17 protein-coding genes and 1 pseudogene are annotated in these 21,625 nt (G+C 46.0%); 9 read left to right on the top strand and 9 right to left on the bottom strand.

What is annotated here, in order from left to right; genetic code table 11:
• Both ACX5J7_RS02070 and ACX5J7_RS02075 read right to left on the bottom strand, forming a co-directional pair.
• Window positions 1-2,553 carry a glycoside hydrolase family 3 protein gene (locus ACX5J7_RS02070; RefSeq protein WP_498705924.1) on the bottom strand — a complete coding sequence of 851 codons (2,553 nt, stop codon included), beginning with the start codon at window positions 2,551-2,553 and terminating at the stop codon, window positions 1-3.
• Window positions 2,554-2,565: 12 nt separating this feature from the next.
• Window positions 2,566-3,828 carry a sugar MFS transporter gene (locus ACX5J7_RS02075; RefSeq protein ID WP_498705925.1) on the bottom strand — a complete coding sequence of 421 codons (1,263 nt, stop codon included), beginning with the start codon at window positions 3,826-3,828 and terminating at the stop codon, window positions 2,566-2,568.
• Window positions 3,829-4,034: 206 nt separating this feature from the next.
• On the opposite strand from ACX5J7_RS02075, the gene ACX5J7_RS02080 reads away from it, so the two are divergent.
• Genes ACX5J7_RS02080 through ACX5J7_RS02090 form a run of 3 tightly spaced genes read left to right on the top strand, consistent with a single transcriptional unit; the run spans window position 4,035 to window position 7,991 of the window.
• Window positions 4,035-5,393 carry a GH1 family beta-glucosidase gene (locus tag ACX5J7_RS02080; protein WP_015068382.1) on the top strand — a complete coding sequence of 453 codons (1,359 nt, stop codon included), beginning with the start codon at window positions 4,035-4,037 and terminating at the stop codon, window positions 5,391-5,393.
• Between the two features lie 20 nt (window positions 5,394-5,413).
• Window positions 5,414-6,415 (top strand): LacI family DNA-binding transcriptional regulator, encoded by a 1,002-nt coding sequence (locus ACX5J7_RS02085; RefSeq protein ID WP_015068383.1) that lies wholly within the window; start codon window positions 5,414-5,416, stop codon window positions 6,413-6,415.
• 1 nt (window position 6,416) lies between these two features.
• Entirely contained in the window at window positions 6,417-7,991 is a 1,575-nt protein-coding gene (locus ACX5J7_RS02090; protein ID WP_498705926.1) for a sugar porter family MFS transporter, read from the top strand.
• Here the strand turns inward: ACX5J7_RS02090 and ACX5J7_RS02095 are convergent.
• The 6 genes and pseudogenes from ACX5J7_RS02095 to ACX5J7_RS02120 form a co-directional block, all read right to left on the bottom strand.
• Window positions 7,981-9,648, bottom strand: coding sequence for an ATP-binding cassette domain-containing protein (locus ACX5J7_RS02095; protein WP_498705927.1), 1,668 nt, complete (start codon window positions 9,646-9,648; stop codon window positions 7,981-7,983). The genes ACX5J7_RS02090 and ACX5J7_RS02095 overlap by 11 nt on opposite strands.
• Window positions 9,641-11,342: pseudogene (locus ACX5J7_RS02100) on the bottom strand (ABC transporter transmembrane domain-containing protein). The gene ACX5J7_RS02095 and the pseudogene ACX5J7_RS02100 overlap by 8 nt, the downstream one beginning before the upstream one ends.
• Before the next feature lie 284 nt (window positions 11,343-11,626).
• A complete protein-coding gene (cydX, locus tag ACX5J7_RS02105) occupies window positions 11,627-11,740 on the bottom strand; it encodes a cytochrome bd-I oxidase subunit CydX (protein ID WP_012519975.1) in 114 nt (37 codons plus the stop codon).
• A 10-nt stretch (window positions 11,741-11,750) separates the two neighbouring features.
• Window positions 11,751-12,887, bottom strand: coding sequence for a cytochrome d ubiquinol oxidase subunit II (gene cydB / locus ACX5J7_RS02110; protein WP_012519976.1), 1,137 nt, complete (start codon window positions 12,885-12,887; stop codon window positions 11,751-11,753).
• Window positions 12,884-14,464, bottom strand: a complete 1,581-nt coding sequence (locus ACX5J7_RS02115; protein ID WP_020744488.1) for a cytochrome ubiquinol oxidase subunit I — start codon at window positions 14,462-14,464, stop codon at window positions 12,884-12,886. Before ACX5J7_RS02115 ends, cydB begins: the two co-directional genes overlap by 4 nt.
• Before the next feature lie 368 nt (window positions 14,465-14,832).
• Window positions 14,833-15,435, bottom strand: coding sequence for a Tll0287-like domain-containing protein (locus tag ACX5J7_RS02120; RefSeq protein WP_278384551.1), 603 nt, complete (start codon window positions 15,433-15,435; stop codon window positions 14,833-14,835).
• 151 nt (window positions 15,436-15,586) lie between these two features.
• On the opposite strand from ACX5J7_RS02120, the gene ACX5J7_RS02125 reads away from it, so the two are divergent.
• The 3 genes from ACX5J7_RS02125 to ACX5J7_RS02135 all read left to right on the top strand — a co-directional run bounded on the left by ACX5J7_RS02125 (window position 15,587) and on the right by ACX5J7_RS02135 (window position 19,570).
• Complete coding sequence (locus ACX5J7_RS02125) at window positions 15,587-16,909, top strand: sigma-54 interaction domain-containing protein (RefSeq protein WP_498706142.1); 1,323 nt, start codon at window positions 15,587-15,589, stop codon at window positions 16,907-16,909.
• Between the two features lie 62 nt (window positions 16,910-16,971).
• The gene (locus ACX5J7_RS02130; protein WP_012519980.1) at window positions 16,972-17,382 is read left to right on the top strand and encodes a hypothetical protein; all 411 of its coding nucleotides are present in this window, start codon (window positions 16,972-16,974) and stop codon (window positions 17,380-17,382) included.
• A gap of 70 nt (window positions 17,383-17,452) precedes the next feature.
• Complete coding sequence (locus ACX5J7_RS02135) at window positions 17,453-19,570, top strand: TonB-dependent receptor (RefSeq protein ID WP_498705929.1); 2,118 nt, start codon at window positions 17,453-17,455, stop codon at window positions 19,568-19,570.
• A gap of 83 nt (window positions 19,571-19,653) precedes the next feature.
• Here the strand turns inward: ACX5J7_RS02135 and ACX5J7_RS02140 are convergent, their stop codons facing one another.
• Entirely contained in the window at window positions 19,654-20,424 is a 771-nt protein-coding gene (locus ACX5J7_RS02140) for a sulfite exporter TauE/SafE family protein (RefSeq protein WP_333970010.1), read from the bottom strand.
• Window positions 20,425-20,539: 115 nt separating this feature from the next.
• On the opposite strand from ACX5J7_RS02140, the gene ACX5J7_RS02145 reads away from it, so the two are divergent.
• The 3 genes from ACX5J7_RS02145 (at window position 20,540) to ACX5J7_RS02155 (ending at window position 21,595) form a co-directional block, all read left to right on the top strand.
• On the top strand, window positions 20,540-20,716 hold the full coding sequence (locus ACX5J7_RS02145) for a hypothetical protein (protein ID WP_167539669.1): 177 nt from the start codon (window positions 20,540-20,542) through the stop codon (window positions 20,714-20,716).
• A gap of 320 nt (window positions 20,717-21,036) precedes the next feature.
• Window positions 21,037-21,444: a YybH family protein gene (locus ACX5J7_RS02150; RefSeq protein ID WP_024017163.1), complete on the top strand. Its 408-nt coding sequence runs from the start codon at window positions 21,037-21,039 to the stop codon at window positions 21,442-21,444.
• Window positions 21,377-21,595 (top strand): GTP cyclohydrolase, FolE2/MptA family, encoded by a 219-nt coding sequence (locus ACX5J7_RS02155; protein ID WP_278383470.1) that lies wholly within the window; start codon window positions 21,377-21,379, stop codon window positions 21,593-21,595. Before ACX5J7_RS02150 ends, ACX5J7_RS02155 begins: the two co-directional genes overlap by 68 nt.
• Window positions 21,596-21,625 lie beyond the last annotated feature (30 nt).

Genomic DNA, 21,625 nt, shown 5'->3' on the forward strand with positions numbered 1-21,625 from the left:
CTACTCTTGGCAGATTATACTCGCTGATTTAGCAGAATCAGGCGTAAATTGAATATCTGCTACGCTTAAGCTGGCCTGCCCTGCACTGCCTAGTTCAAATGGTACAACAAGACCGGTGAAGTCAATGCCCTCGTCAACAAAGCACTGCAGGTCAATGCTTACGTTCGTCCACGTATCAGCAGGTATTGCTTTAAGCTGCTCGCTAATATCAATCTGCGTTGAGCAACTGCCCGCAGTATCTCCTTCGCCTTCACAGTTCATACCAACCGTTACAGGCTGCGTGATATCTGAGTGACGACTCACGTTAAAGCTTAACGCACCTTCAGTAAGTAGCTGTGCGCTTAAATCTTCGCGGAAGAAGCTCTTACTTGCAAAGCGCATAGCGGCAAATTCAGACCCATCGAAGGTAATTTTACGGGCATCTTCTTGCACTTCTTTGTCGACAGTACGGTAAGTAAGGGCACCAACGGTATGTGTACTTGCATTAACCGTTAGTGAGTCATCACCCGAATAAAGCCATAGCACCCATGGAGACTGAACCGCCCCATTTAGGATTTCCATTGGCGTATTGCTGTCAGTGCTCACTTTAATTTCGGTATTTAGCGTATCGCTCAATACATTTTCAGCGTCAAAGGTTAACCCAAAGCCATAAGGCAGAAGCGGTTCATAGGTTTCATCGCCTTTATTCACAATTTGCTGTGGTTCAGACGGCCATGAGAATGAAAGCTTGCCTTTAAAGTCCTGCTTACCAAAAAGCACATCTGCGACTGCCGCGCCTTCTGAGCCCGGTAGCCATGCGGCGACAAACGCATCAGAGGCATTAAGTTCTGCATTTACCCACATAGGGCGGCCGCTGATAAATACAGATACAACTGGAATACCTTGTGACTTCAGCTTTTCAAGTAGTGCTAAGTCTTTCTTGCTGCCGTGTTGGTAAATTAGCGTTTCTCTATCGCCATGCCCTTCGGCATAAGGCTCTTCACCGAATACCACAATGGCAACATCAGGCTTTTCTTCGAATGAACCGTCTACAGAAAGGATAGCGTCTCCTCCGGCGCTTTCAGCATGCTGCTTAATACCATCGTAAATGGAGGTGCCGCCCGGGAAGTCTTCGTTAGTATTGTTGGTACCTTGCCACGTAATACTCCATCCACCGGACTGCTTGCCAATGTTGTCAGCGCCGTCACCGGCAACCAATATGCTCTTGCCCGCAGATAATGGCAGGGTTTTGTTTTTATTTTTAAGTAGCACTAGCGATTCACGTACCGCCTGGGCCGCTATTTCACGATGCTCGGCTTTACCAATTAAAGAACGATCGCCAGATAATGGACGATTTGCTGGGCTTGGCTTATCAAAAAGGCCTGCGCGCACTTTTACACGCAGAATACGACGCACTGCATCATCAATGCGCGACATCGCTATAGTGCCATCTTTCACCTGTGCAAGGGTATTGTCGTATAGTACCTTCCAGTCATTTGGCACCATGAAAATATCTAAACCTGCATTAATAGCTTGGGCGCAATCTTCGTTGCTACACCCTTTCACCTGCCCATGGCCGTTCCAGTCGCCTACCACAAAACCGTCAAAGCCCATCTGATCTTTCAGCACGTCGGTTAGTAGATATTTATGGCCGTGAAGCTTATCGCCATTCCAGCTGTTAAACGATGCCATAACCGACTGCGCACCAGCCGTTAGACCACCCACATAACCTTGCGCGTGAATATCAAACAGGTCTTGTTCGCTAGCCACGTTGTTACCTTGATCGTCGCCGCCAACAGTACCGCCATCACCCACAAAGTGTTTTACTGTGCTGATTACACGCTGATCGCTTAAGAAATCTTTGTCAGCAGCACCTTGAAGACCTTTAACAACTGAAGCAGCATACTCCCTTACAATCGCAGGATCTTCAGAGTAGCTCTCATAGGTTCTGCCCCAACGGTCGTCGCGTACAACGGCAACCGTGGGCGCAAATACCCAATCAATGCCCGTTGCCATCACTTCTTTCGCGGTAATATGCGCTATTTTCTCTACTAAATCTGGGTTATTAGCCGCGCCTAAACCAATGTTATGGGGAAATAAGGTCGCACCAATAACATTGTTATGACCGTGCACGGCATCGGTACCCCACATGGTAGGAATACTTGAACCATCTAGGCTGTCGTCCACCGAGGCTTGATAGAGTTTCTCGGCAAGCGCAACCCAATCTTCAGGGGTTGCATGCTTGTCGTTGTTAGGAAACGCACCACCGCCGTTAAGATAAGAACCAAACCCATATTTACGCATATCCTCAACAGTAATATTGCGAATTTCTGGCTGGATCATCTGCGCAATTTTCTGTTCCAGGGTCATGGTAGAAAGAATATCTGAAACCTTTTTTTCAACAGCAGAGTCTGGCTTTACTTCGATATCTAACTTGGGCCAGATCTCACTGGCTTTATTCGTTTTCTCTAAGGCACTGTTAACTGAAGAAGCGTCTTCATCGGTTGCGCAAGCACTGACTAAAACACCTACTAATGCGCCTGTAACAACCTTCGCGATTAGACTTTTTCGCATGATTAATCCTCGTTACTTTTCAGTGGTTTGAAATTTAGATACGCGACTTCCTACAAGGCCATAGTAAGCAATGTAGAGATAGCACGAAGCGGGTAATAGGAATGACAATGTGACCCCAATCGAGTCGGCCAGCATTCCTTGTAATAGCGGAATAATGGCACCGCCGACAATGGCCAAACATAAAATGCCTGAACCTTGTGGCGTGTCTTTGCCCAGTTGATGGAGCGCTAAGCTAAATATGGTAGGGAACATAATTGAGTTAAACAGACCTACACCCAAAATACTCCACAGCGCTAAACCACCCGTGCTTGAAAGCGACAACAATATCAATGCAATAGCGATACACGCATTGAAGGCTAGCACGTAGCCTCCGGAAACTTTTTGCATAACGACAGCGCCAATAAAGCGACCTACCATAGCGCCGCCCCAGTAATAGGCAAGAAGTTGCGCTGCTTTCGCTTCTGTTAGCCCACCAACAGCAGGGCTAGCCAAGTAATTAACCAACATACTACCAATAGCAACTTCAGCACCTACATACATGAATATACCAACAGCACCTAACACCAAGTGTTTGTGATGCCAGGCTCCTCCTTTAAACACACCGGTATTAGAGCTGGTGTGGTTTAGCTTTGGCAGTTTCAAGTACATAAAAATAAGCGCAAGTAGCAGCAAGGTGCCCGCTAAGATAAGGTAGGGCACTTGCACATCAGAAGCACTCGGTGAGCCTGCGCCGTGTTCCCCTGTCGCGCCGTACATTAGGTACGAACCAAAGAAGGGGGCGACGGTTGTACCAAAAGCATTAAAAGCTTGTGTCATGGTTAGCCTAGAAGACGCAGTCTTGGGGCTTCCTAACGCGGTTACATAAGGGTTTGCCGACACCTGTAAAATAGTAATACCCGATGCCAGAACAAATAACGCTAAGAGAAAAACGGCATACACTTGGCTAGAAGCAGCAGGAAAGAAAAGCAAACAGCCCACACACGCGATGCCAAGCCCTAGTACAATGCCTTTTTGATACCCTATTCGCGACACCACCATGCCCGCTGGAAGAGAGACAATAAAATAGGCGCTAAAAAAGCAAAACTGAATAAGCATTGCTTGGGTAAAACTTAAATTAAAAGCCCCTTTGAGATAAGGGATCAGAATGTCATTTAGGCAAGTGATGAAACCCCACATAAAGAATAGTGTAGTGAGAGAGATAAGAGCAAAGCGATAATTACCGTTAGAAACAGTGCTGTCGCCATCTTGCGTATTCGGTTGCGCTGGTATGTCCACGGGTAACCTCTGTTGCTATTTTTTTTAGTTAATGTTACATTTACATTTGAAAGCGCTTACATCTCATCTTAAAATTTTTTGTAAGCGCTTACATAAAGTAAATAATTACATGAAGCGCTTTCTAATTCAATGTAAATATCATGTTATTTGACCAAATGATTATGCGGCCAATATGAAAAGTTTGTTAATGCCAGGACACCCCTAAGATGCAAGAAATTAACTTACCCTCCAACTCAATGATGTTGTCGAAAGACTTTTTGTTTGGTGTGGCTACCTCTAGCTTTCAAATAGAGGGCGACCGGAACGGCCGCTTAGACTGTATCTGGGACACGTTCTGCGCCCAAGAAAATACCATCGAGGACGGCACTAACGGCGATGAAGCATGTAAACACATTGAATTATGGAAACAAGATGTTGCGCTTATCGATAATTTAGGTGTGGACGCTTACCGACTCTCTATCTCTTGGCCTCGTGTGATGAACCAAGACGGTACCGTGAATGAAATAGGCATTCGTTTTTATATCAACTTGGTTGATGAGCTTAAGCGCCGCGGTATGAAAGTGTTCGTTACGCTTTACCACTGGGACTTGCCTCAGTATTTAGAAGACCAAGGGGGCTGGTTAAATCGAGATACAGCCTACGCATTCGCACAGTATGCTGAAGTGGTAGCAAACGCGCTGGGCGAAAAAGTGCATGCTTATGCCACGTTAAATGAACCATTTTGCTCAGCCTACCTAGGTTATGAAGTCGGTATCCACGCACCTGGAATAACAGGTGTTGGCAACGGTCGAAAAGCTGCCCACCACTTGCTTCTAGCTCACGGTTTAGCTTTAAAGGTACTGAATAAGTATTGCCCTAATAGCCAAAACGGCATCGTTCTTAATTTCAGTACCTGTCATGGCGCCACTGATTCTCAAGCAGACAAGCGTGCAGCACAGCTCGCTGACGATTATCACAACCAATGGTACTTAACGCCCATTGTCGAAGGTAAGTATCCTGAGGTAATCGATAGACTTGATGATGCAGATAAGCCTGATATTCACGAAGGTGATATGGCGATCATCTCGCAACCCATCGACTATTTGGGAATTAACTACTACACCCGTACAGTGTACGAAGGTACTGATAACGATTGGTTTGAAGTGGTTCCACCAACAACCACGGAATTAACCGCAATGGGCTGGGAAATCACACCTGATGCATTTACCGAATTACTCGTAGACCTTCACCAACGTTACACCTTGCCACCTATTTACATTACTGAAAATGGTGCCGCTATGGATGATAAGCTTGTTAATGGCGAGGTAAATGATGACGATCGCACTGCATACTTTCATACCCATCTTAATGCGGTGAATAGTGCTATCGAAAAAGGTGTTGATATTCGAGGCTACTTTGCTTGGAGCTTAATGGACAACTTCGAATGGGCGCTAGGCTACAAAAAGCGCTTTGGCATTGTTTACGTCGATTACAAAACCCAAAAACGCACGTTAAAACAAAGTGCTTTGGCTTATTCAAAACTGGTGAAGAGCCGGATAAATGGGTACATTAGCGGTATCAAATAAGGACAAGTACTAAAAACCGTATGGCAACAATTTACCAAGTATCAGAAGCAGCAGGCGTATCTCTCGCTACCGTTTCTCGTGTTATGAATGGAAACGCGAAGGTAAGCGAACGCACCCGTAAAAAGGTAGAAGACGCAATGGCATCGCTAGGCTATCAGCCTAACGCTATTGCGCAGTCTCTGGCATCGAACCGGACCAACAGCGTTGGATTGCTTGTGTCGGAACTGCATGGCTCTTACTTCGGTGATTTGATGAGTACCGTTGAAAACGTACTCAAACAAAATGGCAAACACGTCATTATTACTGCTGGGCACGTTGACGAAAAGCGAGAGCACGAGGCCATTGAGTTTTTAAAAAGCCGCCGCTGTGACGCGCTAATTTTACACGCGGAAGCCGTGTCCGATGACTACTTGAAAAAGCTTGTCGACAGTAAAATTCCTGTTGTTGTGATAAATCGCAAAGTAGATGAACTAGATGAAAACTGCTTTGTCGTCGACAATGAGCAAGGTGGCTATCTAGCGACAAAAGCGGCTATCGACGCCGGCCACAAACACATTGCTTATATTAGCGGCCCGCTGTTTAAAAAAGACGCGAGCGACCGTCTCTCTGGCCACAAGAAAGCGCTAGAAGAGGCTGGAATTCCTTTTGCCAAAACTAGCATGTTTGAAGGTGACTTCCATGAGTCTTCGGGCCAAGAAGGCATGCTCTATCTACAGGAAAACTACCCTGAGTTAACTGCACTTGTTTGTGCAAACGATGAAATGGCATCAGGCGCAATGACAGCCGCACGGGAAGCGGGGTTTGATATTCCAGATCAGCTTTCCATTATCGGTTTCGATAACGTGCTTTTTTCACGCTACCTTTACCCTAAACTCACGACTATCAATAACCCTATTAACGCAATGGGCGAAATGGCGGCTTTCTGGGTGCTAGAACATGTTTACGACATTAAAAGCCCCATTCCGATTGAGCATCTATTCGTTCCAGAGATGATTGATAGGGACACATTAGGCAACTTATAAAATGAATAAAGCCCTGTCTCCGTCGCTGTATTACACACTTATTGTCTCTCTAGGAGGGTTTATATTCGGCTTCGATGCCAGTGTAATAGCAGGAGCTAATGGGTTTATTGATGCAGAATTTGGCTTAAGCGATTGGCAACAAGGCTTTGTGGTAAGTTCGCCTACGCTCGGTGCTCTTATCGCCATGTTATTTGCAGGCGGCGTTAGCGATGCTATTGGCAGACGCAAAGCACTTATTCTTGTTGCTTTTCTTTATTTGCTTTCATCGGTGGGTTCTGCCCTCGCGCCTAATTTTGAGCTGCTCGTGCTCTCTCGCTTTATTGGGGGCATCGCATTTTGCTCGCTTATTATCGCGCCACTCTATATTTCAGAAATCAGTGCGCCAAAAAACCGCGGCAAAATGGTCTCGGTCAATCAGCTTAATATCGTGTTTGGTTTTGCTCTGTCATACTTCACTAACTACTATTTATTGCAGCTTAGTAACAGCGGTGCGCCTTGGGTGAATGAATGGGGCATTGATACCCATTTGTGGCGCTATATGTTGGGCCTAGAAATTGTGCCTGCCATCGTATGGTTTAGCCTGTTGTTCACTATACCTCGTAGCCCTCGTTGGTTAGTGTTAAAGGGCAAGCACCAAGAAGCTGAGCAGGTCATAAACCGCTTGCTCGACCACGCACAGGCAAAGGTGCTGGTCGAAGACATTTCCTCGTCCCTTAAAGAAAAATCGTGGCCACTGCGCGAACGCCTCGGCTTTCTAAAAACCAAAGCCATGCGTTTTCCTTTGATGGTGGGCATCATCATTGCCATTGCCCAACAAATTACCGGCATCAACGTTATCTTTTTTTACGCCCCCACTATATTTGAGCAAAGCGGTGTAGGCTCGAATGCCGCCTTTATGCAGGCTGTATTGATTGGGGTGGTAAACGTGGCGTTTACCCTTGTGGCCATGCTTACTATCGACAAGTGGGGCAGAAAACCCTTGTTGATAATAGGACTAACCGGCGTGGTTATCAGCATGGCTATTTGCACTTATGGCTTTAAACAAGCGACTTACCAAATACAGCAATCGGCCATTGTTGAAATTCAACATAGCGCGCCCGCTTCAGCAAGTAAGTTAGCCCCGTTAACCAGCGATACCTATTATTCAGACGTGGCGTTTAAACGCGCTCTTAAGCGTGTGCTTTCAAGCGACGAATTCGACACTTATCAACAGCCGTTACTTACCAGCAGCATTAATATGAATGCTCCCTTAGTGCTGTTTGGCATTATTGCATTCGTTGCGTCTTTTGCTATGTCTTTGGGCCCCGTCATGTGGGCAATGCTCGCCGAAATTTTTCCCAACCAAACCCGTGCCCTGGCCATTTCGTTGGTGGGCATGGTGAACTCACTTACCAGCTTTTTGGTTCAAGTGATATTTCCATGGGAGCTCGCCAATTTGGGGGCCGCCGCAACGTTTGCAATATACGGCGGCTTTGCTCTACTTAGCTTAATATTAGTGGCTAAATTCTTCCCCGAAACGAAGGGCAGAAGCCTGGAAGACATTACAAAAGACTTCGAGCAGTTCGCTACAAAGTAGCGCGATGTTTACCATTAACGGTATGAAGATTCGCTTCGTCTAACTGCACTTTTTGCTTCACCACAAGTGCAGTAGGGGTAACGTGTGAAGCAATAATCACTAGATTATCTTTTGCATAGCGATTTAACACGGTACAGACACGTTGTTGTGTGTGAATGTCTAAGCCTTCGAACGGCTCATCAACAAGTAGTACCCGTGGTTTAGCCAAAATAGCCCGAGCTAGCGCGACGCGCTTTCTTTCACCACCAGACAATGGTCTTCCGGCTTTGCCTACCCACGTCGTTAAAGGCAAAAGCTTTTCCAACCCTAACTCTTGCATTAGCGTAGTGAATTCACTGTGTGATATGCACCTTCCAGCAGGGTCTAAATTCAAGGCAAGACTGCCGGATAATATAACGGGTTCTTGCTCAACATAGCGCCAGTTTGTCACTAAGCCAGGTGGCATATTAACACCATCAATCTCTCGTTTCCCGTGAGCAGGAAGCAACCCCGCGAGGCCCTGAAGAAAAGATGACTTTCCACAACCAGACGCACCTGAGACACAAACCACACCTCTTGCTGGCAAGTTAGTATTCACCTTGCTCGTGCGACGACCTTTTATCGAAAAATCCGTTAAGGTTATCGCGATATTTATCTCTCTTTCACTAAGCATTTTAATGGGTGTCGCTTTCATCTGCTGAAGCGCTTTTACGCTTTGCTTGTATTGTGCAAACTTAGATATGCTTGAAAAAGCGTTTCCCGCCCAATCGGGCGCCGCAAGTAATACCATGGGCACGACAATCGCGATGGGTGCAAAAAGCAGCGTCTGTGTGATGGAAAAGGCCCCAGACATCGTTAACACAACCAATAGAAACGCCATCCCTTGAAACCACCACGCCGTGCGATTCGCGGTATTTTTTTGCGCTATCTTTTCGAGCCATACTACTTTAGCACTCACGTCTTTTATATTTATATCTGGGGCGCTTGCCTCTGCGGTCTCTAAGTTTCTGGCAACGTCGCGTTCTGGACTTTGCAAAGTATGACTTTCATCTGCGCAGGTCGTTTTGCCTTCGCGTGTATTCGTAAACGCTGTACTTAAATGCCAGATAGCACTGCTGTTTAGAAAGTTGGTTGACGCTTGTCTAAATCGGGCATTGGCGTGAGTCGCACGCTTAGCGATACGAAGCGCCCCTACCCCTTGTAATACCAAGGCGATTGACCACACAACAAACAGTACAATAAGCAATCCTGCCCCAGGAAAGCCAAACCCCACAGCCACGACACAAAGACACGTAAAAATAAACGTTGCGCTAGATAGTGGCGCTATCCACGCAATCCAGAGGCTAGCAAGCTCTTCTGTGTGTTGTGCTAGCGCTTCTGTCGTTAATGCTTTTTCATTAATTTGCGTGTTTTCAAGCTGACTAAATACAGACAACCTTATATTGGCTATCCGCGCCAGCAAATCGTTATGACCTACCCACATACTGGCGTAGCCTGATGCAATGCGAAGTAGCGCGAGTGCGCGGATAACAACAGCAGGAATGACATAGTTAAAGCCCACAGGCGCAATTGCACTGACGGCAATAAACCAAGAAGAAATAACCAAGATGCTTATGCCTGCTACACCATGCAGTAGCGCGAGCAATAACGTTATATAGGCAGGTTTCGTATTATTCATTTGTTGCCTCCTGCCTTTCGTTTTGGCTAACCATTGAAGCGACTTTTACCTTACCGTCTTTAATAGCCCAGAAGTGTGTAAACCAATTGGCGGGCAGTGCTTTGTGTGAAGCCCATATAAGCGTTTTATTCTCACCTAAGCGGTTGATGAGTTGGGCCAGTCTATGATGCTGGGAATCTGGTAAATGCGCTGTTGGCTCATCCAATAGCCATATATTGACTTCTCTAAGCAATGCTCTAGCCAATGACAGACGCTGCGCTTCGCCTCCAGAAAGTAATGGGTAGTCTGTCATTACCGTGTCTAACCCATAAGGCAATAACGCTAGCCACGGCCCGAGTTCTACCGCTTGCAGTACCTCGTTAAGCGCTTCATCCGTATAGCTATCATCAAGGCACAAATTCTCCCGCACGGTACCCGGAGTAACGACCGGGTGCTGAGTGATCCACACAACCGGTTCGTTAAATTTGTGGGAAGCGGGGCGCTGCCCACCCAGTGCTTCTAGAAGTAGCGTCTTTCCTGAGCCTGAAGCGCCACTGAGTAAAATTTTATCGCCTTTAGAAACATTAAGGCTATCTGCGCAGAGCAGCACTGGGGTTTCGCTTTCACAAGAAGATAATGAACTATAAAGAGACGCGTCCATCTCAAAAACGTTAAAGTGAGAGGCTGCAAGCAAAGATTCACTTGGTCGTTTATTCATACTTTCAAAATAGCTTCCCACCTTTTCGTCTGAATGCGTTTTATCTTGAATAGGAATAGAAAATAAAGGATATAGTTCGTCTTGCGCGGCCTCTGCCTGTGCTTTTTGATGATATACCTGACCCAACTTTTTCATTTCACTTAATAGCAGGGGAACAGTAAGCAGCACCCACAAACCTTGCTGTAATGTTATTGCTGGCCCAATAGTTAATTCGCCCAGCAATGAAAAAACCGATAAATACTGCCACTAAGGCCACGGCAAGCGTGGCGAAAAAATCGAGGACGCTGTTAGATAGAAACGCCACACTCACCACTTTCATGGTTCGCGCATTTAAGTTTTCACTGGCTTGTTTCAGCAGGTCAGTTTGTTTTTGATGGGCCTGAAAACTTGCCAACATGGGCAGTGCGGCCAAGCGGTCAGTAAACAAACTGCCCAGTCGTTCAAGCGCAACAAAGTGCTTGCGATGCAAGGCTGCCGCTCCTTTCCCCACGATGATCATAAAAAGTGGCACAACCGGCAGTGTCAGTAGCAAACCAAGCCCAATCACGGGGTTTACATAGAAAATAACGGCCAAAGCCAGCAGTGGCACTATTACAGCGATCATTTGCTGCACGCGATATTCTAGCGCCCAATCAGTAAAAGCCTGTATGTGCTGCAGCCAAAGGGTTTGCCAGTAATAAACAGAGTGCTGGCGAATTAGCGCATGCTGACGCGCCACAAACACCTGTTTCAAATGTGCTTCAAGTTTATCAAGTACCTTCACCTTCCCCCTACTGGAAAGGGCGTTAAACGCGCCTTGGAATAACCAGCACAACGCTAAACAGATAGAAAGCCCTACTATATCGCCACGGGTAGCGGGCGTTTTATTCACCACCCAGTCTTGAGCAATATTAGAAAAGTAATAAAAGCCAATAATTAAAGAAAAAAGCGACAAACACTTAACCGCTACCTGTGACATAAGCGAACGGCGCAAGCCAAGCGATTGCGCGCTATCCATTTCCTTACACCATTTAGTAAGTGTTTGTCTGCTGGGAATCTTTTCTTTAGTCACTGTTCGTTTCTATCTTTTTTGTTGTTTCGTTTATTTTTAACTTTTTTTGAAGTGGTAGGCTGGCTGCAAAAAAGCCCTCCTCCACCTCTCAATAATTCCGCGCTTCTTTTTCACTTTCTCTTCGAAGTGGTGGTGGACTGGCTGCAAGAACTCTCAGCGGCAGGGATGCCGCTGCGAAGCCCCCACGGATGGGTTCACGGCGTGTTCTTGCGGCCAGCCTACCTCCACTTCTACTCTTGGTCTTCGGGTCTATCCATGTTTTCCGTTGCTTCCAACCACATCGCATTAATAATGCCGAAAGAGCACGCCAGTAAAACACCTAATATCCAAGCGAAATACCACATAAATATCTCCTTAATAGATAGTGTGAGATTGGTCGAGGTCGTCGTTTTTGATACGACCGCGCATCACATAAAAACTATAGGCAGTGTAGCTCAGTACAATAGGCACAAAGATACAGGCAACGATGAACATAACGTTTAGCGTCATATGGCTAGACGTTGCATCCCATACCGTAAGGCTAGCTTCTGGCATGGTGATACTTGGCATTAAGAACGGGAACATTGAGAAGCCCGCTGTTAAAATTACGCCTGTGATAAATAGTGCGCTTGACACAAACGCCATACCTGCATTTCCCTTCTTAGAGAAGAACGCGCAGGCAAGGCCAGCTACTACACCTAATACAGGTGCTATCACCATGAAAGGATATTTGCTGTAATTGCTCATCCAAGCGCCCGCTTCAATAGCTACCTCTTTCTTAAGCGGGTTCGATGTAGCAATGGTGTCAATTGATGAGGTGATGACAAAGCCATCTAAACCAAATGCTACCCAAAAACCTGCAATGACAAACAATGCAACGCCTACCAGACTTAATATTACTGACACGGCGCGGGCTCTAACTTCAATAAAGCCATCGGTTTTCATTTGTAGCCAGGTTGCACCGTGGTTTAGCAATATAGCGACTGAAAGTAGGCCACTCACTAAAGCAAACGGTGTTAAAAGACCAAAGAATGACCCTGTATACGTTGACTTAAGCGTGTTATCTAATTCAAAGGGCACACCTAGCAGCAGGTTACCGAACGCCACACCAAATATGAGCGAAGGAATGATGCCACCAGCAAACAACGCCCAGTCCCACGCTTTGCGCCACTGTGGGTTTGGGAGTTTACTGCGGTAATCAAAACCAATAGGACGCATCCATAGAGCAATTAACGTCAATGCTAAAGCAAGGTAAAAACCTGAAAACGCGGTAGCATAAATCATTGGCCACGCCGCAAAAATGGCGCCACCAGCCGTAATAAACCACACTTGGTTTCCGTCCCAGTGAGGCCCGACGGTGTTAATCATCACGCGACGTTCTTTGTCATTTTTTCCGATGAGGGTAAGCAGTGCGCCCACCCCTAAATCGAAGCCGTCAGTGACGGCAAAACCAATCAGCAGCACGCCAACTAAGCACCACCAAATGACGCGTAACAGTTCATAATCAATCATGCTTTTGCTCCTTGCTCATCAAGGTCAATAAGGTCGAGTTCAGTTTCAGTCTTTGTATCTTCCGGAGGCACAGGACCTTTCTTCGCGAATTTTTTCATTAGGTAAAAGCCAATGATGAACATTGCTGTGTAGAAAACGGTGTAGGCTATAATGGTGATTACCACGTCACTAATTGCCAAGTTAGACACCGAGGTATGCACTGGCAATACTTCTGCGATAGACCATGGTTGACGACCATACTCAGCAACGAACCAGCCTGCTTCACACGCAACCCATGGAAGTGGTAGGCCATACAGTGCACCTTTTAATAGCCAGCGAGGCTTGGTGATTTTGTGTTTTGTGCTGTAGTAAAAAGCACATAAGAAAAGTGCTAGCATAATAAAACCTGCAGCAACCATGATGCGGAAGCTCCAAAATAGCGGGGCCACCGGTGGAATGCTATAATCAACAGCTTGTTGAATTGCCGTTTCTGATGGGTTTGAAACATCGTCAGTATAGGGTTCAAGCAGCATTGCATAACCAAGACTGTCTTTGTTGGCTTCAAATGCGGCGCGCTGCTCAGCCGTTGCGGTACCATTTCTTACGTCATCAAGCACTTCATAAGCTTTGATGCCGCTTAAAATACGCTCGCGATTCTCTTCTTTAAGATCCTTAATACCTTTCACTTCTTCGGTTAACGAGCGTGTTGCGATAATGCCCATTGCCCAGGGAATTTGAAGGGCGTATTCGGTTTCTTCTTTTTCATCGTTAGGTATACCAAAAACAGTGAAGGGTGCTGGCGCGGGATGCGTCTCATATTCAGCTTCAACTGCAGCTAATTTCACTTTTTGCACGTCACCTAGTTCATAGCCACTTTCATCACCTAAAACAATAACTGACAAGGTAGCCGCTAAGCCAAAGCTAGCTGCAATCGCAAACGAACGACGGGCAAACGCAATATGCTTGTGATTCAGTAGATAGTAGCTAGAAATTGCCAATACAAACATGGCACCGGTCACGTAGCCTGCTGAAACCGTATGAACGAACTTAACCTGTGCTACCGGATTAAAAATAACGTCTGCGAAGCTGGTCATTTCCATACGCATAGCTTCAAAGTTGAATTCAGCGCCTACCGGGTACTGCATCCAGCCATTAGCGATTAGGATCCAAAGCGCTGAGAAGTTAGAACCAATGGCAACTAACCAAGTAGCCATAAGGTGCTTCACCTTAGACATTTTGTCCCAGCCAAAAAAGAACAGGCCCACGAAGGTAGACTCCAAGAAGAAGGCCATCAGCCCTTCAATAGCCAGAGGCGCGCCAAAGATATCGCCGACATAGTGGGAATAGTATGACCAGTTCATGCCGAACTGGAATTCCATGGTTAAGCCTGTGGCTACGCCGATAGCAAAGTTAATACCAAACAGCTTTCCCCAAAACTGGGTCATTTGCTTGTATATCTCTTTACCTGTCATTACATAAACTGACTCCATAATGGCAAGTAGAAAGCTTAGCCCTAGTGTTAAGGGTACAAAAATAAAGTGGAACATCGCAGTTAATGCAAATTGCCACCGCGATAGTTCTATTAACGTATCGCTCATGGGTTATCTCCCTCGTCTCTCGTGCGCGATAAGCGCTTGACCTTAAGTGAATTTATTGGTTATTCAGTGGTTATCACATGAACATTCAACACAGCTAGAGCACGGTTTATGCCATTCATCACTTTTCTCGTTAATCTGAACCAACAGCTGATGAATGACAGTCTATTCGTACTGTGCAGGACAATTATTCCATGGCGAAAAGTTGCGCACTTTGATCCATCGCAAGGATCTAATATGAATCTTGCGCCAATTTTGTCACTATTGGCGACAAAATTGACACAAATAAAAAGGAGACGGGGACGTTGTATCGTTGTTTAAAACGGTTGAGAAAAGAGCTTTTGCTTTAGCTGATGCAAAATTAACTTAAGTTACTGCGGCGAATAGGTCAGCGTGAACGCGCCGCGCAATTCACCAAGTTCAAACCCAGTGGCCTCATCTTTAGGGTAATGCTTTAAAATGGTTTCCTTTACTGAAGGTGCAACTTGGGCGCCGTGGCACGCCATACAAACCTGGCCTTGTTGAATAGCCATCATGTACCGGAATTCGCCACTGTCACTGTCATACTTATAAGTATCTATAGGCGTAGACGGCTGTTTTTCCTCTAGCTTAGTCTTTTCCAATAGAGAGGCAAAAAGCGCTAGTTGCTCGCGCTCCCACTCGTCTGGCGCGTTATTCGGGTTTCTCACTTTAAGTGCAGTACGTCCTACCTCCCACCCATTTTGGCTAAGCCCCTCGGCGATAGGCTCGGCGGCCAACTTGCACTCTTCTACACCCGCTTCCAAACCGCCAGACTGAATTGCCTGTTTTAGCCTAGATTTAAGCGCTCCACCAAGGGCTTTAGCGTGAACTCTTGCCTGCTTCACTTTTGTTTGTACTTCGCTGTCAGCCAGCTCATCGTTTTGTGCATTAGCGAAAGGGCACCCGGCGCTTACGGCTAACCCTAACGCAATTAAAAAGATGCTTTTTTTCATTGTGTAACTCTCCTATTGACTGAAGTATTGGCACTCAGACATTGTGATTCAACTAAAACAATGAACAAGCTCTATGCCAATATGTTAAGTTGGCAGGATAAAAGTAGCATTAACTAATACGCTGACAATGAACATATCAATTGTACAAGCAATGATAGATGCAATAGACAAGCCCGCTATTTTCATCAATCAAAATTACATTATTGAGGCGGTCAATGCGCCTTACAGAGATACTTACCCTGTCGATATAAAGCTCGGGTATAGCACCTGTTATCAGGTATCTCATCGAAACAATAAGCCCTGTGACCAATGCGGCGAGCAGTGCCCTATGCAGGAAAGCAGAAAGACTGGTAGAGCTTCAAGCGTAGTTCATATACATACCACCAGCGAGGGCCAAAGCTACTGCGACATTCTGATGCGCCCAATCTTCGACGGTCACGGGGATTTAATAGGTTATCTGGAGATTCTAGATAAGCTTGCCTTTGCGTCTAACCGCCCCTCTGCTGGAAAAATGATTGGCGAGTCAGAGGCATTTAAAACGATGCTGAATAAAATTAACCGCGCTGCGAACTCAGATATATCCGTTTTACTTTTTGGTGAAACCGGAACCGGTAAAGAACTGGTTTCCCAAGCACTGCACTCAAGTAGCCATCGGGCTGAAAAAACCTTCGTTGTTATTGAATGCACTGGGTTGTCTGATGCTTTACTTGAAAGCGAGTTATTCGGCTATGAAAAAGGAGCGTTTACGGGCGCAACCACCAATAAAAAAGGACTGGTAGAGGCGGCTGAGGGTGGCACTCTATTTTTCGACGAAGTAGGCGATATTCCACTTGCCATGCAGGTGAAGCTGCTAAGGCTTTTTGAAACCCAAACTTACCGCCCTGTGGGAAGCGTGATCTCGAAGAAAGCCAATTTTCGGTTGGTGTGCGCATCGCATAAAAATTTAAAGCAAATGGTAGAAAAGGGGGAATTCAGGCGTGACCTTTACTATCGAATAGCCGGCTTCCCTATCAATCTTCCGTCCTTACGAGAAAGAAAGTCAGATATTGCACTGATTGCAGCGCATTTTTTAGCCCAGTCCCACGAGAAAAAGCGTTTCCATAAAAAAGCCCTCGAAAAATTAAGCAGCTACGCCTTTCCGGGCAATATTCGCGAGTTGCGCAATATCGTTGATCAAGCAGTATTACTTGCCGATGAGCCCGTGATCTACGAGTCGGACCTCCCCGTGTTAGACGAGTTCATCGGCGAGGATAACGCTTCAATGGAGGGTAGAAATGATCAATACCCACTAACAACAAACGGAGTTAATCTTGGCAAGGATATTATGACTCTGAACGAGGTAGAAGACACTTATCTTGCTCAGGTAGCAAGCACCTTTAAAGGCGATATAAACAGCCTCGCAGACGCACTAGGCGTGAGTACCCGCACGCTTTACCGAAAACTAAAAAAAGCCGGTGTTAAAGAACTTAATTAAAATATGGAAATATTCGTCCATAGCACGCTATGATAAAAATGCGCTCCGTAAAAAGATAAATAATGTCGAATAAACGCCTGACAGCCTTAACACTCTGCCTTTGTATGCTCTTGCAAAATGCATTAGCAATAGGCCTTGCTTCGCATACTATGCAGCATGCCCGTGGGTTCGTGAGCGATGATATTGAACTTATCTGTACTGGCAAAACCATGCGTTATATATCGGTAAGTGCAACAGAGCTTGAAGGTGAATTTGTATTTATAAGCCCCGAGCTACTAAAAGCGCCTGTTGAGCACGTAGACTGTACCAACGGCACGTTGGCCGACCTCCCTCATATTGACAACGTACCCGCAGATGCATGGGTAGTGATATCGCTTGTGCGCTATCGCGCCTTAGCGTCTCGCCTTGCAGCAGCGCCCTACACATCTTTTGCCTTTGCGGCGCCGCTAGGCCGCGCCCCACCTCTCGCATAACAACACCTAAAACACACTTAACACGCATGGTTTAGCCGTGCATATAGTTCGTTTATTTAATGGAATTGTTATGGAGTATTCTTTATTGGCATTCGCTGTTACAGCTGCCTGCACATCTGCACACGTTTATGCAAACACATCTGAGTTCATTGATAGCGCTTCAACAGAAGTGATTACAGTGATTGGTTCTTCGCTTAATGATGATGTGAAGGAAATAGAGCGAGAAGCGGTAACTGCCGCAACCAACATAGACGCTGATTTTGGCGATCAGTTAGCACTACTGCCCGGAGTTTCTATCTCGCGAAACGGCCCGGTTACAGGCCTCATTCAATATCGAGGCTTGTTTGGCAATAGAGTCGGCGTATCCATCGACGGCGTCGACATAACAGGCGCTGGCCCCAACTCAATGGACTCGCCATTATCTCACGTACTGCCAGAGCCTGGGCTTACCGCTACTTTATATCGCGGTATTATACCGGTGAGTACTGGCGTACAAACGCTAGGCGGCAAACTGCGTATTAGCGCCAATGCGGCATCTCTTTTTGCCTTAGGAAGCGGCATTACTGGCAGTGTAAATGCAAGCTTAATTGGCCCGGGTAGCGGGCAACAGTATCAGGGCAATGTACTTTACAAAACGGACCAGGCTTTCTTTAGTGGCGCGTTTATGCATCAGCAGCGTGACGAACGAGAGTCTGGTAATAACATCGTTATACCCAACAGCTATTATCAGCGAAATGGCGGTAAATTTAGACTTGGCTATGAATGGGGAAAACACCAATTCGACGCCAGCTACCAACGGCTAAATACGAATGAAAGCGGTACGCCCGCCCTCGCTATGGATATAGGTTTCATCGATGCTGCATGGTACCGGGTCGGTTATCGCTACAACGCTGGGGAGTCTGAATACTTTGCTATAAATTGGTTTGGCAACAGTAACCAACATGCCATGGATAACTTTTCCCAGCGCATGGTGATGTCTGAGAGCATGGTCCGCGAAAACAACGCTGACGCTATTGCTCAAGGGTTGGATGCCAAGTACGTGACGCCGTTAAATAGTGGCGAGCTTGAATTTGGCGCTTACCTACATCACAGCCGAAACAATTCTGTAATTACTAACCCCAACAACGGTATGTTCTTTGTCGATAATTTTACTAATGCAAAAAGAGATACCGCGAGTGTTTATGCCCAGTGGACAGTAAATACAGAAGCCTATTCGTCTACTTATGGTGCGCGATACACCTTTACTACTATGGATGCTGGAGAAGCGGGTTCTTACATGGTGATGATGAATCCAGCAATTGCTACGTTAGTCAGTAATTTTAATGCTGCTGAGCGTGACGAAAACTACAACATGTTAGATCTGGCCGCTACCACCCGATACCATGCGAGCGAATCGCTTGATATCGTAATTGGTATTTCTCAGAAAAATCGCGATCCAACCTATTTCGAGCGCTACACCTGGCTACCGCTTGGCATTTCCGGGGGTATGGCCGACGGATTTAATTACATTGGCAACCTTGAATTAGAAAATGAGACCGCGCGCAAAATAGAGGTAGGAATTGATTACAACTATGAAAGTTGGACCATATCACCCCGACTTTTCTACCAAGATATAGAGGATTACATCACCGGCTCACCTAGTACGAATATGGCGGCAAACATGGTGTCTTCTATGATGGCTGGTACTGAGCCGTTTCAGTGGACGAATACCGATGCTGTTATCAAGGGTGCCGACATGACAATACAAGGCCAGCTTACCGATAGCTTGAGTGTGCAAGCAGTAGCAACCGTCCAGCATGGTAACCGTGATGACATTGACGATGCTTTGTTCCGCATTGCGCCAGAGCATTTAACAACAACAGTTCAATGGAATACTCAGGTATTTGATGCGCCACTTCAAATGCAGCTTACATCTGAGTTAGTCGGCGCACAAAATCATGTTTCAGCACTGCAAGATGAAGCATCGACTGCAGGTTATGGTTTATTTCATATCTCTGGGCTTTTAGCACTTTTTGATAATGCGCACACAAATCTTCAGCTTACGGCCAGTATTCATAACCTGTTTGACAAACAGTATGCCCCACATACAGCCGGAATTAACCGCGTAATGAATGCTGGTGTAGAAGTAGGTGAGCGGGTGCCCGGTGCTGGGCGCGAGTGGCATTTGTCTTTGAGCTATCGTTTCTAAATAGTGGAAAGAAAGCGATAAACTGTAAATGACAGAACTTATTGAGCTTAAGAGGCAGGCCTCTTAAGCTCTCGTTTTTTCAATTAAAGTAAGCTCTCTGTAGCCTGCCATAAAAGACGTAGGGCTAATAGCGTCACCACGATTTTGAACGTCAGCATAAACTTCTCAGCCGGCACACGCTTTAACACTTTGAGCCCTAAAAACGTGCCAAGTGCGCCACTGACGATCATTGCAATGACAAGCCCAGCCCACTGTGCAAAGGAAAAACCCACGAAAGTAAAGACAAATGCTTTAAGGCCATGTTGGAGTGTCATGCAGCTGGCTAAGGTGCCGGTTATCTGCATTTTACTGTAGTTATTTCGGTGTACAAATGCCGCCACTAAAGGCCCTGTCGCTCCTACAAACATTGAAACCAAGGTGGTCACCAACCCCGCCAGCGTCCTTCCCGCGGGTCTCATTTCTTGTGCTTTAGGTTTGCTCCCCCACACTAGAAACAAAATAAATACCGCGACTGCAAATTGAATAACAACCAGCGGCAGTTGAATCACAATAAACGATGCCAAGAAAGCACCAGCGATTGCGCCCAAAGAAAAATACTTCAGCATACGCCAGTCGATATGCTTCACCGTCATCAGTGCTCGGTTTCCGTTTGAACCAAGCTGTACCAGACCGTGAACGGGGATCAGTGCGCTAACCGGCATAGTACCAGCCATTACTGCCAGTAATAACACCCCGCCGCCAATACCCAACGTTGCGGTCATCATTGATGTAAAGAACGACAAAACAACAAGCACCACCGACGTTGACATCGACAACGCGCCATTAGCCGTTAACCAGTTATAAAGTAAATCCAAGATTTGAACTCCATCATAATTTGTGATGCCTTTACGACGTTTTCGTGATCACAATGCCACCTTTATTCGTTCAATTAATAATCAGCAACAAAGTGTGGTATATAAGGTTGTTATCATGCCTTCAGTTAACTACTTAAACAAAGCACTTCAAATATTGAGTAATAGGGATAGTACAAAAGATGCCAAGCTTGTTGCTAGGCAAATTCTCCATGACAGTGGCTTTACTGATAAAGATATTTGTGACTGTTTAAAGCTAGGCTCCACTATTCGCATTACCATATTTGAAGCCTAAACTAGCATCAAACCCAATTCTCACCGCTTAACCACCAAGCCAAACGGGTCTATTTTATTCACCTGAAAAACACGTTGACTTTCTTTTTCGTGCGCAGGATACTCAGGTCATTAAATACTCACTAGCAGCACACTGTTTTTAACCACTATGCCTAAAAACACTAATATACATACTGCTTTCTCAGCGTCTGCGCTGATTATTATTCTCGCTATTCTAAGGAATGGGCGGGTTAGCTAGTGCGTAAATAGAATTCACTAAACCCGCCGCAAAGGCGGGTTTTTTATTGGCTCGTCTTGCGGTTAAAAAACGGAACGACAGCCATGAACAATCCAATATCTCACGTATTACAGCAGCTTCACGACGCAGTAAACCGTGGCGATCAAGACGCCTTATCCCAATATTATGCTAACGACGCAAAAGTGGTAGCCACCCCCATGTCGACAGATAATCATCAACATGCCAGTCAACGCGACTGCATTGACGCCCTACTTAAATTTCAAAAGAAGTTTATGCCCGAACATTTTGTCACAACAGGGGATGAGCGGGTTATACAAGCCGGTGATGTGGCGCTAGTGATCGCCAAGCTTTATCTTGTTCCCAAAGCCACGCCCAACGCCCTACCCTGCGAGGGCAAACGGGCCGTTTATGTCTTACAAAAAGATGCGAGTGGTGAATGGCGCTGTATCATCGATAACTTCTTCGGTACTGATTTGCTGGATTTTGCATAAATCTTTTGGCGCGGAGGATTCGGTAAGGCGACTGCTTGGAGCGTTAAGTACGTATTACCAAGCACCCCATTTTCGTGTAAAAGTAGAACATCAAGAAAGTCTGCGTGCACACAACGCCGTTGCTGAAATATCAAGCTCAGTACATCGATAAATTCAGGCATAATTTGGGTGTTGAAACCGG

The sequence above is a fragment of the Alteromonas infernus genome (genome assembly GCF_902705815.1).